This is a genomic window from Bacillus nitratireducens (assembly GCF_036320425.1).
Classification (GTDB): Bacteria; Bacillota; Bacilli; order Bacillales; family Bacillaceae_G; genus Bacillus_A; species Bacillus_A nitratireducens.
Genome location: NZ_JAUMJO010000002.1, coordinates 630021 through 644230 on the forward strand (window position 1 = coordinate 630021; position 14210 = coordinate 644230).

The following is a 14210-nucleotide window of genomic DNA, read 5'->3' on the forward strand; positions in this document are numbered from 1 at the left end:
CCTTTTTCAAACAAGCAAGAATAGGAAGGTGGTTCACATGACGTTACAAGTTCCAACGATATTAATTGGTTTAGGTGGAATCGGTAGTACTGTGACACATCAAATATATGAAAGGCTACCGGAGGAGCGCCGAAAAAAGGTAGCAATGCACGTATTTGATACAGATGTGAATACATTGAGTAAATTTGATCATATTCGGAAGTTTAAGACGCAAACAAGTTCGAGTAAAACGCCAAGAGAGTATATTGCGGGAGATCCAACGATTCCGGAGTGGTTTCCGATGGACCCGACTATACTTGATAAACCACTGACAGAAGGGGCAGGACAGTTACGCGTCATTTCCCGTTTAGCGTTACGTGCTGCGATGAAAGAAGATAAATTGACATCCTTTTGGCAAGAAATCGAGAAGATTTTTCCGGTTACAAGCGATCAAACGGAATATGGAGTGCGTGTCATTATCGTAACATCACTAGCGGGCGGAACAGGTTCAGGGATGTTTTTACAAATCGCATTATATTTGCGTGAAATGCTTCGGAAAAAATTGCAGCATCACAACATTTTAATTCGCGGTGCGTTTTTAATGCCAGATGTTTTAGTGAAGACGAGAACGGTTAGTGCGAAAGAGTTTGAAACGGTGCAAGCAAATGGCTATGCCTCGTTAAAAGAATTACATGCTATTACACTCGGCTCTACCGGTGAATTATCAAAACGAGGCGGCGTCACGATTGAATTAGAATATCGTCCTGATCAAGTGGATGAAGATGGAAGAACGAATCATACGATAAAGCAGCATCATTTACCGTACAATTATTGCTTCTTATATGATTATGAAAATTTACATGGGCACCATTTGCACAACTTATCAGATTATATGGAGCAAATGGCAAATACAATTCATTTACAGTTATTTAGTCCAATGTCTGCGAATCATTTTGCACAAGAAGATAATCAAATTCAGCAATTGGCAGAATCGAGCGGGAAAGGTAGATATTGCGGAGCAGGAACGGCAAAACTTATTTATCCGTATGAGCACGTTTTGAAATATTGTGCTTTAAAATGGGCGGTTCAAGGTTTAGATGAATCTTGGCTTCATTTAGATCAACTGTTTCAAGAAAAGAAGCAAAGATACGACCAAGATGTCAAACGTGGTATGCAGCGTGAAAAGCCAGAGCGCGGGAAAAGTTATTTAGAAGATTTAGAGCATCTTGCTACTCGTCCAGAGCAGGCCCATATTTTTTATAGACAAATGTTCAATGAAACGCGTGAAGGAGCAGAGGGCGGTAAGGTCGGTGTCGCAAAGTCTAAGTTGTTTTTAGAGGCTGTTGAAAGCTATGTACACCGTACAGTGCAAAAAGATGAAGAATTAAACCGCCTGCAGCATGAGTGCAAAATATCGGCTGCGAAACTTAAAATAATGGAACAAATGAAAGGTGAAGTAGCGAGAGTTGATCATGCGGTTCGTTTATATGCGTATGCGATTCCGAGCCGTGTACATGAACATGTAACTACCCTTTTATATGACATGATCGAATCAGATCGCTTTACACCGAGTGGCTCAGAAGGACAGTCTTATCAATTAAATACATGGTTTTTAAAGAAAACGGATCCCGTCCATCCCGTCGCAGCGCGTTTTATGCTGTATGAAATTCGAAAGCAGTTAGTAGAGAAGATGAATCGACTACATGAAAATAATGAACAAAAGCGTAATTTAATTCAAAACTACGATAAGAAATTTAATGTGAGTAATATTGATGGAACGGTAACAGCTGTTCGCCGAGTAGAAATCGCGCAGCAACAAGGCTGGTTTGGAAAAATGATTAATAATCAGCAGCGTTTGTTTAAAAAAGAATTTGAAGATATTGTAACGCAGTACGTACACAAATTAAGTGAGTATCGTAAAGAAATGTTGTTAGAACTCGTGTATCAATCGCTATACCAAGCAGTTGATAAAATGATTCAATATTGGGAAAGGTTTTTTGATAACTTACACGAAACACGTGAAAATTTATTGTTTGAAATTCAAAAGCGAAGTAAAGAATTTGAGGGGAAAACGAACCCAACGAATGTATACGTATTAGCTGAAGAGAAATTGCAAGAAAAGATTTGGCAAGATATGCAGCAACATTTAAATTTAGGTGTATTACCGAAAGATATATCAGCCGAAATTTATATGAGCTTGTACGGGGAATATTGTCGTGATGCGAAGGCCGAAGAAATTCAGTCAAAAAAGGTTGAAGACTTCTATCGTGAACATATATTGAGTTATTGTTATGACGAACTTCAAGTACGCTATCGTGACAAATTAGAGCTTAATATCGTTGAAGCATTGCGAAAAGAAGCAGATTTCAAGAAGCGTGATCGTGATGAATACGTTCGTGAAAAAATTGAAGATCTCTTCCATTTAGCAAGTCCGTTCGTTCCGAAAGTTTCTCATCACAGAGAATTACAATATTGGGGTGTACATCCATCTTTAAAACAAGAATTGCAAGAAGAGTTATTGCAAGAAATGTTCAAAGAAAAAGATACGGTAAACGAGACGTTTTCACCATTTGAAGTGATTTGTTATCGTGCTCATTACGGATTATCGCTACAAGATTTTCCTAAGCTTTCATCTGGGCATATTTCAAATGGTTTTATGAATGATAAAGGTGATTACTTTCAATCGTATTATCGCCGCGTGAACAAATTAAATAGTAAAAAATCTAGTTTGACGCCGCATTTAGATAAATATTGGCACTTGCCAGCCTTTATGCCAGACTTGAATGCAACGCAAACAAAGTTAGATTACGATAAATGTAATCGTGCTCTTCTATACGCGTATATGTACCGCTGGATTAGTTTAGTTGCTGTGGATGGACAATTCGTGTATCAATATAACGGTGTCGGCCGTAGCTTTTTAATCCAGTCGATGGGGAAAAATATTTCAAGCGAAAGTTATAAGTTGCACAGAGCGTTGCTTCATAATCCGTTCATTTATGAAAACATCTTGTCCAGGTTTGAAGAAGAACAAGACAAAGCGATGATACAAGGTGGACATTTATATACACATCCATTTGTATTAGGTGCTCAAGATATTAGATGGCTTCGTAAAGAGCATGTCCATAATATTTTAGATATGATTTTAATGTATGATCGTGAGGCGAAATATGACCCGACGTTAGAAGAAACATCCGACGAGTTGTTAAGATTATTCCTTGATGAAATTGAGTTGTATTTCCAAAATTACTACGGAACAGGCGCGGATATGGTTGCGAAGAAAGAAAAAGAGATGTTTATTAAGCAATTGTGGGATCGTTCGTATGCGAAAGGGTATGTAGATCCAAATAGTGCACCTTATAAAAAATGGCAAAATGTATTACATGTTCACGATGAAGAAGAAGCACCAAAAACGAATGTATAATGATCGAAAAGGGAATCCTTAAGAATGGCAATACAACTTTAGAAAAGAGGGATTCCGATGCCGTTTTTAGGGAGTGTATATCAAATATTTGGATTATATCCAGAAATTTATTATGGAATGATTTCAGCGGAGTTGCAAGAAGAAGTCCAAAAGGAACATATCGATAATAATAGTACAGAAATTGAAGCAGAAGAATAAAGCGCAGATGAAAATCTGCGTTTTTTTTATTTTTTAAGTCAAAATGCCGTGTGTAATGTGTGGAAAGTTGATTAATTCATAAGGTCGAATGACTATTTCGATATAATGAAGTGTCTCATTTAATTGTAGTTGTATGTGGAATTCGCATTAAGTTGTATGTATAAAAATTAATTTTGAAATAATACGAAATGTATTGAAATGGGAATTAACAATATTTTCGATTGGTATCGTATATTTCGGAATACTATTTTTTTTATAATTATTCAATGCAGGTGAATTAATTATATTGTTGACAATATAATTAATCGTGTGATAAATTCAATCAATCTTCTAAAAATATGCATGTTAACAAGCGTATTTTTAGAAGATTGATTTTTCTGTTTTTAAATCGTGTAATGTGTGGAGTTTATATAGGGAGTGGAAGTAAATCATGAATATTATTAATGTGTAATAGCAACAGTAATAAAGATTGTAATGAGTAAGGGATAATTTTGAAAAAGAGGTTTCTACGAATGAGCTTATTAATAAAGAAAGCAATGAATGAAGAAAAGAAAAAAGTGTTAAAGCAAACTTTAGGAGCAATTGATTTAACGCTTTTAGGAATTGGAGCGATTATTGGTACAGGCATTTTCGTATTAACAGGTATTGTAGCGGCGAAACATGCTGGTCCAGCAATTGTATTATCTTTTATGTTAGCTGCAATTGTATGTGCTTGTGTAGCCTTTTGTTATGCTGAATTTGCATCTACAGTCCCGGTCTCAGGAAGTGTGTATTCGTATACGTATATGACATTAGGTGAGATTTTTGCTTTTATAGTTGGCTGGTGTGTCATGTTAGAGTACTTATTAGCTACTTCTGCGGTGGCGGCGGGATGGTCAGCCTATTTTCAATCATTGCTACTAGGGTTTAATATTCATATTCCAGCAATCATTGCTTCTGCACCAGGGATGGGGAATGGCGGAATTATTGACTTGCCAGCGGTTATTATTATTTTAGTTGTTACATTTTTACTAAGTCGTGGTGTGAAAGAAAGCGCACGTATAAATAATATAATGGTTATTATTAAACTGGCTGTTATTTTAGTATTTATTATTGTAGGAGCGAAATATGTAAAGCCAGAGAATTGGCAGCCGTTTCTTCCTTTTGGATACCATGGTGTTATTGGAGGAGCTGCTACTGTATTTTTTGCCTTTTTAGGTTTCGATGCAGTTGCAACAGCAGCAGAGGAAGTGAAACGCCCACAACGTAACGTTCCAATCGGATTACTGGTCTCTTTATGCATTTGTACAATTCTTTATGTTGGTGTTTCATTTGTGTTAACTGGAATGGTTCCATTTACGGATCTGAATGTAGCTGATCCAGTTGCGTATGCACTGCGTATTGTAGGAGAGGATAGAATTGCTGGTCTATTATCAGTTGGAGCGATAGCTGGTTTAACAACAGTTCTGTTAGTTGCTATGTTTGCATTTGTTCGAGTATCATACTCGATGAGCCGAGATGGCTTGTTACCAAAAAGATTTTCGAGTGTTCATAAACGTTATCAAACACCATTTTTTAATACATGGATTACGGGTATTCTTGCGGCTGTATTAGCAGGTTTATTGGACTTGAATTTGTTGGCGAATTTAGTGAATGTGGGAACGATAACAGCGTTTATATTTGTGTCTATTGCTGTAATTGTATTAAGGAAGACACATCCTAATTTGGAAAGACCGTTCCGAGCTCCGTTAGTTCCATTCTTACCTATACTTGCGATAGTAAGTTGTTTATATTTAGCATTAAATCTTTCTAAAACTACTTTAATCAGTTTTGCAATTTGGGTTATTGTAGGTATTTTTATCTATTTTATATACGCGAAAAAACATAGTAAGATTAGAAATAGAGTATAAGGTATTATAATGATGGTTGTAGGTTAAAAAGATTTATTTTTTACCTATAGCCATTTTTATTTGTACCCACCTTATTTTCGTGTTAACATAAAGCGAATTTTTTAAGGGAGAGAAAGAGATGAAATGGATTTATTTTATTATTATCAACGTCATAGCATTTAGTATGATGGGGCTTGATAAGCGAAAAGCAAAGAAAAAGCAGTGGAGAACGCCAGAAAATACGTTATTTTTATCAGCTGCAGCTGGAGGAGCGGTTGGAGCTTGGATTGGTATGTATACGTTTCATCATAAGACACATAAAAGTAAATTTGTCTTCGGCATTCCAGTGCTCGTTATTATAACAGTAGGAGTGTTTTTATACATATAAGGGATTTGTAAGAGGAATGTCGAAAGAAATGCAGATTGAATATTGGTAAAGTAAGCATGTGAGACCTTATAATGAAGAAAAAAAGAGAAGAGGAGAACAGGGAAGATGGGGAGTCAAGCAGCACAACAAAAGCAGGGGATTATATATGCGGCGGGTGCGTATACGATGTGGGGAGTCCTTACGATTTATTGGAAATGGGTGGAGGAAGTACCGGCAGATGAAATATTAGCGCATCGCATCGTTTGGGCATTTGTTTTTATGTTGTTAGTTTTAGGAATAACAAAGAGATTTCGTCAGTTTGGTGGGGAGTTAGTGGCCCTTTTTAAACGACCTAAATTATTAATGTCATTAACAATTGCTTCAGTACTTATTAGTGGAAACTGGTTTGTATACATATGGGCAGTAAATCATAACCATGTAATCGAAGCGAGTCTTGGGTATTATATTAATCCACTTATAAGTATTTTACTTGGTACAGTTGTTTTAAAAGAGAAGCTTAATTTTTGGCAATATGTTGCGGTTGGTTTAGCTGGATTAGGTGTTGTTATTTTAACGGTACGTTTCGGATCAATTCCATGGGTTTCTCTTTCACTTGCTTTTTCATTTGGATTATATGGATTAACGAAAAAATTATTAAATTACGACGCAACAATCGGGCTTACGATGGAAACGATGTTAGTGACGCCATTTGCACTTATATATTTGTTTATGACAGGAGTGCATGGTTTCGGTTCGTTCGGTTCTATTTCGGCAATATCAACGTTTCTTTTAATAGGTGCGGGTATTGTTACAGCATTACCACTCTTTTATTTTGCTAAAGGAGCACAACTTATTCCGCTCTATATGATAGGATTTTTACAATACATCGCACCGACTATTAGCTTAATTTTAGGTGTGTTCGTTTTTGGTGAACATTTCACATCTACTCATATGATTGCGTTTTTCTGTATATGGGTTGCTTTATTTGTCTTTTCAATGGCGAAAACAAAGTTTCTATTACAGAAACAACCGAAATTTATTAAAAATAAATCAGCAAAAGTATCATAATGCGTAGTATTTTCTACGCATTTTTCTTTATACTTATATTATATAGAAATTCCATTATAGTCAGTGAGGAGCTGAAAAACATGGAAACAATTTTACATAATGACCCACTTATAGCAGCTATAATTTCTTGGTTTTTAGCACAGTTAACGAAAGTTGTTTTTAAATTAATAAAAACAGGCGAGTTCGATTTTGCTAAGTTTTTCGCTTCAGGTGGAATGCCAAGTTCGCATGCTTCTACTGTTACTGCACTTGCTACAGGTGTCGGAGTGGTGGAAGGTGTGGAGAGTCCAATATTTGCGGTTGCCGCTATTTTTGCCATTATTGTTATGTACGATGCTTCAGGAGTAAGGCTTGCGGTAAGTAAGCAAGCGAAAATATTGAACGATTTTTTCCATGGTAGACAAACAGAATATAAAAAGTTAAATGAGCTCGTTGGACATACACCGTATCAAGTTGTTGTTGGTGCACTGTTAGGAATTGTTGTCGGGGTTGGGTATTGTTTGTAAGCAGAATGTGTGTAATACACGTTCTGCTTTTCTTTGTTTTCATACATATTTAGCTAAGTTTTCGAATATCGTATACGGACTTAGAAAGGGTGGGTGAGCAATGTGCTACTATACGACAAAGTGCGTGAGGAGATAGAGCGGAGAACGACTGCACTTCAAACGATGCAAAGGCGAGACGGAACATGGCAATTTTGTTTTGAAGGAGCATTGCTAACGGATTGTCACATGATTTTTTTACTCAAATTATTAGGACGAAATGACGAAATAGAGCCGTTCGTGAAAAGGTTAGCGTCTCTTCAAACAAATGAAGGGACTTGGAAATTATACGAAGATGAAAATGGAGGGAATTTATCCGCGACGATTCAAGCATATGCTGCTTTACTTGCTTCGGAAAAATATTCGAAGGAAGATATGAATATGAGGCGAGCTGAAATGTTTATTAAGGAACACGGGGGAGTTTCTCGTGCTCATTTTATGACGAAATTTTTATTAGCGATTCATGGAGAATATGAATTTCCTACGCTTTTTCACTTTCCAACGCCAATCTTATTTTTACAAGATGACTCCCCGCTCAGTATATTTGAGTTAAGTAGCTCAGCCCGTATACATTTAATTCCGATGATGATTTGTATGAATAAGAGATTCCGTGTAGAAAAAAAGTTATTGCCAAATTTAAATCATATTGCAGGCGAAGGTGGACAATGGTTTCGGGAGGAGCGGTCTCCGTTGTTTCAATCGTTTGTAGGTGATGTGAAAAAGGTAATAGCTTATCCACTTTCTTTACATCATAAAGGATACGAAGAAGTGGAGCGCTTTATAGGAGAACGTATAGATGAAAATGGAACATTATATAGTTACGCGAGTGCTACGTTTTATATGATTTATGCTTTGCTTGCATTAGGGCACTCTATTCAGTCTCCAATTATTGAGAAAGCTGTGATAGGATTAAAATCTTATATATGGAAGATGGACAGAGGAAGTCATTTGCAAAATTCTCCTTCTACCGTATGGGATACCGCTTTACTTAGCTATTCATTGCAAGAAGCTAATGTAATGAAAGAAAATAAGATGATTCAAAAGGCAACGGAATATTTACTACAAAGACAACAAACTAAGAGAATGGATTGGAGCATACATGCACCATCAATTATGGCTGGCGGCTGGGGATTTTCAGATGTGAATACGACAATCCCTGATGTAGACGATACAACAGCTGCTCTTAGAGCGTTAGCGCGAAGTAGAGGGAGTAGCAGAGTAGATAGTGCGTGGGAAAGAGGTGTGGAGTGGGTAAAAGGATTGCAAAACAATGATGGAGGCTGGGGAGCTTTCGAACGGGGGGTAACGAGCCGTATATTAGCGAATTTACCGATTGAGAATGCGAGTGATATGATAACTGATCCGTCCACACCAGATATTACAGGTAGGGTGTTAGAATTTTTCGGCACATACGCACCGAATGAATTGCCTGAAGAGCAAAAAAAGAAAGCAGTCAAATGGTTAATGGATGTACAGGAACTGAATGGATCATGGTATGGGAAATGGGGGATATGCTATATATACGGTACATGGGCAGCGATGACAGGTCTACTTGCATTAGGAGTACCTTCTACTCATCCGTCGGTGAAAAAAGCAGCTTTATGGCTTGAACATGTACAGCACACAGATGGAGGCTGGGGAGAATCATGTCAAAGTAGTGAGGAGAAAAAATTTGTTTCGTTACCCTTTAGTACACCGTCACAAACAGCGTGGGCGCTTGATGCACTCATTTCTTACTATGATCAAGAAACACCAATTATTCGAAAAGGAATTTCATATTTGCTCGCGCAGCCTACTATGAATGAAAAATATCCTACTGGTACAGGGTTACCGGGTGGCTTTTATATTCGGTATCATAGTTACGGACATATATATCCGTTGCTCGCTTTGGCACATTATATAAAAAAATATAAAAAATAAACCGAGAGTAGCTCTCGGTTTATTTTTCGGGTAGTAGGTCCCTGTTGAAAAGAATAAGGAACGTTGTAGTGCCTTATTTTTCTGATGACTGGCGTTTTTGACGTGCATCAGCGGCATTTGCACGTGCGTTTGCTTCTAAGTCATTGTGGTCAGCGAGTTCGCGAGAGAACTCAACATCAATGCCATCAGCAGATTTGTTTCGGTTTACATTTTTGTTTTTCATTCGACACAATCTCCTTGTGTTTTATCCCGCATAACGGGTAGTAAAACTCCCACCTCAAAATTCAGATGGAACAAAGAAGCTAGGTGGGAGATTAACTGCCCGTAAATGCCCGATTGGTGAGGGCTAATAATCAGTGGGGGATGAACAAACTCCCCACTGATTAAAGTTTCACTTTATGCGACGTTGCAAAGTTAGTTTGACACAAATAGACTTTTTTATACAAAGAGGATTTGGAAAGCATAGAGCCGAAATATACAGTATAGCTAATAGAAATGGGGGATAGGGATGGACTTGTTAAATGGAAAAACAGCAGTTGTAACAGGTGCTGCGCAGGGGATTGGAAAAGAAATCGCACGAGTTTTTGCAAAACTAGGGGCTAAAGTATTAATTAGTGATGTAAATGAAGAGAAGCTACAAAAAACGACACGTGAGTTATTGGATGAAGGATATGAAGTGAGCTTATATCGATGTGATGTGAGCAATCAAAATGAAGCGAAGTCGCTAATTGAATATGCGGTTCAAAAATTTGGTACACTACATATTTTAGTGAATAACGCTGGGGTTACAAGAGATGCAATGTTACATAAAATGGAGAAGTCTGCTTGGGAGCAAGTATTACAAGTTAATTTAACAGGCGTTTTTTATTGTATGCAGCCAGCACTTCTTTATATGAGGCAACAAGGGTATGGGCGGATTATTAATATATCTTCAATTAGTAGAGAAGGAAACATAGGACAAGCAAATTATGCAGCTACAAAAGCAGGTGTTGTAGGCTTAACAAAAACAGCAGCGAAAGAGGTTGGGAGTTTCGGTATTACTTGTAATGCGATTTGTCCAGGATTTATGGATACAGATATGACAAAAACGATACCAGATAAAGTAAAAGAAAAGATGGTTGGTGCGATTCCGGTTGGTAGAATTGGAACGCCAGAAGATATTGCAAATGCTGCAGCCTTTTTAGCATCAGAATACGCTTCCTATATTACAGGAGAAGTGTTAAATGTAAGCGGGGGATTGCAAGTTTAAATGAATACATAATGAAAAGAACCTGACCGGATAGGTCAGGTTCTTTTTCGTTAGTTTAAGTTGAGCCAAACGCTCTTCACTTCTGTATAGTTATTTAATGCGTAAGATCCCATTTCACGGCCAAGGCCGGATTGTTTAAATCCTCCAAATGGAGATGCTGCATCAAAGACGTTATAGCAGTTTACCCATACAGTACCAGCACGTACTTTACTTGCAACATAGTGTGCTGTTTTAACATTTTCTGTCCACACACCAGCCGCTAAGCCGAACTGTGATTTATTTGCACGTTCAATTACTTCATCAATATCATTAAAAGGTATTGCAGAAATAACTGGACCGAAAATTTCTTCTTTTGCGATCGTCATTTCGTCATTTACGTCAGCGAATACTGTAGGAGAAACGAAGTAGCCTTGATCGAATGGATTGCTTCCTCCGCAAAGTACTTCAGCGCCTTCTTCAATCCCTTTTTCAATGTAGCCCATTACACGTTTTTGTTGTTCTTCAGAAACGAGAGGACCGATTGTTGTTTCAGGGTTAAGACCGACACCTTGATTTAGTTTTTTAGAATAGAGGACGAGATCAGCCATGACATTATCATACATTTTCTTCGGAACAAATAAGCGTGATCCAGCAGAGCATACTTGTCCTTGGTTAAACATAACACCAGAAAGTGCACCAGGAATCGCGCGAGATAAATCAGCATCTGGCAAGATGATATTTGGTGATTTACCGCCTAACTCAAGTGTAACGCGTTTTAATGATTCAGATGCTTGTCGCATAATTTGTTTACCGACTGGAGTAGAACCAGTAAATGCAATTTTATCAACGAGTGGATGATTAACAAGAGCTTGTCCAGCTGATTCACCGAATCCAGGAACGATATTAATAACACCTTTCGGGAATCCAGCTTCTTCAATTAATTCAGCTAAGTATAGAGCGGATAGTGGCGTTTGCTCTGCAGGTTTTAAAACGATTGTACATCCTGTAGCAAGCGCTGCTCCCATTTTCCACATTGCCATAAGAAGTGGGAAGTTCCAAGGAATAATTTGACCGACGACACCAACAGCCTCATGGCGTGTATAGTTAAAGTAATTACCGGAAACAGGAATTGTTTGACCAACGATTTTCGTAGCCCAGCCAGCATAATAGCGCATATGCTCAATTGCAAGTGGTATGTCTGCTGCCATTGTTTCACGGATTGGCTTTCCGTTATCTAATGTTTCGAGCTGTGCAAGCTCTTCTTTATGTTCTTCCATTAAATCAGCTAACTTGTACATAAGACGGCTTCGCTCAGCAGTGCTCATGCGAGACCAAGGACCTTCGTCAAAAGCCATGCGAGCTGCAATAACAGCTTTATGAATATCTTCTCGACCAGCCTCAGAAACGACGGCAAGTGTTTCGCCGGTTGCTGGGTTAGGTGTTTTAAATGTTTTACCGGAAGCGCTTTCAATGAAGGATCCATTCACATATAACTTTTTTGTACCTTGAAGAAACTTTTCTACCTTTTCATGAAGATTTACAGCTAGTTGACTCATTGTATAACCCCCTTGAAAGTATAATGTAAACGCAGTACGAGACGGCGTTTATTCCGAAATCAAGGATGTGGGAACTAGATGGAAAGCCTCTAATTTAAATCATAATTAACAAATGCTGAAAATTCAAATTTCATTTGTGTTACAATTGTAAAAAATATGTAATGTAAGAGGGTCTTCTATATGATTATAAAAAATCCTGCTTGTTTTTGCTTTCTAGTAGGAAAAACTAGAAGAACAATGGTACAATAATACATCGTGAGAGGAGGGAGAAAAATGAAGGATTATCATGATGATCCACGCTTTCGAATCGCCCATAGAGAAGCGTTAATTGGTCTTGGACTTGCTATTATTAATTTTATAATATGGTACGGATTTGCTTATGGGCTTGGTAGTAAAAATCCAAGTGAATATACATATGTATTCGGTTTTCCAGCATGGTTTTTTTATAGCTGTATCGTTGGGTTTGTCGTTATGGTTATTTTACTTAGTTTAGTTGTTCGTTTTGTATTTCAAGATATTTCACTCGATGAGGAAGAAAAAAGTGAGGAATAATAGATGAATTGGTATGTGATCATTCCAATGATAATTTCATTTATCGTTGTGTTTTTAATTGGTGTATATGCTTCAAGACGCGTACAAGCGACTGCTAATAATAAATTTTTACAAGAATATTTTCTTGGTGGGCGTGAACTTGGCGGTTTATTATTAGCGATGACAATGATTGCTACGTACGGTAGTGCTAGTAGCTTTATTGGTGGTCCAGGTATTGCGTACAATATGGGCCTCGGATGGGTATTATTATCTGCGATTCAAGTTGTAACAGGGTATATCGTTTTAACGGTTATCGGTAAAAAGTTTGCAATTATCGCTAGGAAGATGGAAGCCATTACTCTTATCGATTATTTAAAGGGAAGATACAATAATAAAGCAGTTGTTATACTTTCTGCGTTATGTATTATTATCTTTTTATTTTCAGCAACAGTAGCTCAATGGGTCGGTGGTGGCCGATTAATTGAATCACTAACGGGTCTATCTTATACAACAGCACTATTTTTATTTACTTTTTCTGTACTTGTATACGTATTAATTGGTGGATTTCGTGCAGTTGCTTTATCAGATACGTTATTAGGAATCATTATGTTAGTTGGAACGACAATCATTTTAATTGCTACTGTCATTGCTGGTGGTGGAATTGAAAAGATTATGCAGGAGCTTATTCAAATCAATCCAAATTTAATTACACCATTCGGAGCGGATGGTAGTTTAACGAAATCATATGTGACATCATTTTGGATTTTAATTGGAATTGGTGTTGTTGGTTTACCGCAAATTAGCGTGCGTGCCATGTCTTATAAAAATTCAAAAGCTATGCACCAAGCGTTAATAATTGGAACGGTTGTTGTAGGTACAATTATGATTGGTATGCATTTAACAGGTGTATTTGCGCGAGTCGTACTTCCGGGTATAACAGTACCGGATAAAGTCATGCCGCTACTCGCGATGGAAGTGTTGCCACCTTGGTTAGCTGGAGTTTTCTTAGCTGCACCAATGGCAGCGATTATGTCTACAGTAAACTCGTTATTGTTACTTGTAAGTTCATCAATTATTAAAGACATATACGTAAATTACATAAATAAAGATGCAGCAGACAGTACGATTAGAAAAGGAAGTTTGTGGATTACTGGTATCGTAGGGCTGCTCGTTTATGCAGCAGCAATTAAACCACCAGATTTTTTAATATGGTTAAATTTATTTTCTTTCGGTGGATTAGAAGCAGCATTTATTTGGCCAATCGTATTAGGGTTATATTGGAGAAAAGGAAATGCAACAGGAGCGCTTGCCTCTATTTTAGTTGGGGTAGGCTCATATATGTGTATTCATCTTTTCTATCCAAATCCGTTCGGTATACATACAGTTGTCTTCCCAATTTGTTTTGCGTTTATCGCTTATATTATTGGAAGTATGAGTGCTATGAAGAAGAACAGTATAGGTTAGAGGAAGAACGTAGTCCTTATAGAGGACTACGTTTTTTTGTGTGAATTTATTCTTTTTTATTCTGTATA

At 37.4% G+C, this 14210-nt stretch carries 12 protein-coding genes; 10 read left to right on the top strand and 2 right to left on the bottom strand.

The annotated features are described in order from the left end of the window. Nucleotides 1-37: 37 nt before the first annotated feature. From Q3V31_RS09555 to Q3V31_RS09585, 7 genes are all read left to right on the top strand, one after another. Nucleotides 38-3400: a tubulin-like doman-containing protein gene (locus Q3V31_RS09555; RefSeq protein ID WP_090813942.1), complete on the top strand. Its 3363-nt coding sequence runs from the start codon at nucleotides 38-40 to the stop codon at nucleotides 3398-3400. A gap of 57 nt (nucleotides 3401-3457) precedes the next feature. Further along, nucleotides 3458-3598, top strand: coding sequence for a hypothetical protein (locus Q3V31_RS09560; protein WP_001116183.1), 141 nt, complete (start codon nucleotides 3458-3460; stop codon nucleotides 3596-3598). A gap of 512 nt (nucleotides 3599-4110) precedes the next feature. Next, a complete protein-coding gene (gene bcaP / locus Q3V31_RS09565) occupies nucleotides 4111-5487 on the top strand; it encodes a branched-chain amino acid transporter BcaP (RefSeq protein ID WP_000054726.1) in 1377 nt (458 codons plus the stop codon). A gap of 118 nt (nucleotides 5488-5605) precedes the next feature. Then, a complete protein-coding gene (locus Q3V31_RS09570) occupies nucleotides 5606-5854 on the top strand; it encodes a DUF1294 domain-containing protein (RefSeq protein ID WP_090813943.1) in 249 nt (82 codons plus the stop codon). Nucleotides 5855-5959: 105 nt separating this feature from the next. After that, complete coding sequence (gene rarD / locus Q3V31_RS09575) at nucleotides 5960-6901, top strand: EamA family transporter RarD (RefSeq protein ID WP_329764903.1); 942 nt, start codon at nucleotides 5960-5962, stop codon at nucleotides 6899-6901. Between the two features lie 80 nt (nucleotides 6902-6981). Further along, nucleotides 6982-7407 carry a divergent PAP2 family protein gene (locus tag Q3V31_RS09580; RefSeq protein WP_000447809.1) on the top strand — a complete coding sequence of 142 codons (426 nt, stop codon included), beginning with the start codon at nucleotides 6982-6984 and terminating at the stop codon, nucleotides 7405-7407. 102 nt (nucleotides 7408-7509) lie between these two features. Continuing rightward, nucleotides 7510-9363: a terpene cyclase/mutase family protein gene (locus Q3V31_RS09585; protein WP_090813945.1), complete on the top strand. Its 1854-nt coding sequence runs from the start codon at nucleotides 7510-7512 to the stop codon at nucleotides 9361-9363. A gap of 73 nt (nucleotides 9364-9436) precedes the next feature. On the opposite strand, the gene Q3V31_RS09590 is transcribed toward Q3V31_RS09585, so the two are convergent. After that, nucleotides 9437-9586 (bottom strand): YfhD family protein, encoded by a 150-nt coding sequence (locus tag Q3V31_RS09590; protein WP_000792006.1) that lies wholly within the window; start codon nucleotides 9584-9586, stop codon nucleotides 9437-9439. 285 nt (nucleotides 9587-9871) lie between these two features. On the opposite strand from Q3V31_RS09590, the gene fabG reads away from it, so the two are divergent. Further along, a complete protein-coding gene (gene fabG / locus Q3V31_RS09595) occupies nucleotides 9872-10612 on the top strand; it encodes a 3-oxoacyl-ACP reductase FabG (RefSeq protein ID WP_016130060.1) in 741 nt (246 codons plus the stop codon). 50 nt (nucleotides 10613-10662) lie between these two features. Here fabG and dhaS read toward each other — a convergent pair whose 3' ends face one another. After that, entirely contained in the window at nucleotides 10663-12147 is a 1485-nt protein-coding gene (gene dhaS / locus Q3V31_RS09600) for an aldehyde dehydrogenase DhaS (protein ID WP_090813946.1), read from the bottom strand. A 273-nt stretch (nucleotides 12148-12420) separates the two neighbouring features. On the opposite strand from dhaS, the gene Q3V31_RS09605 reads away from it, so the two are divergent. Both Q3V31_RS09605 and panF read left to right on the top strand, forming a co-directional pair. Next, nucleotides 12421-12699 (top strand): YhdT family protein, encoded by a 279-nt coding sequence (locus Q3V31_RS09605; protein WP_000656242.1) that lies wholly within the window; start codon nucleotides 12421-12423, stop codon nucleotides 12697-12699. Nucleotides 12700-12702: 3 nt separating this feature from the next. Then, the gene (gene panF, locus Q3V31_RS09610) at nucleotides 12703-14142 is read left to right on the top strand and encodes a sodium/pantothenate symporter (protein ID WP_001104841.1); all 1440 of its coding nucleotides are present in this window, start codon (nucleotides 12703-12705) and stop codon (nucleotides 14140-14142) included. Nucleotides 14143-14210: the final 68 nt, after the last annotated feature.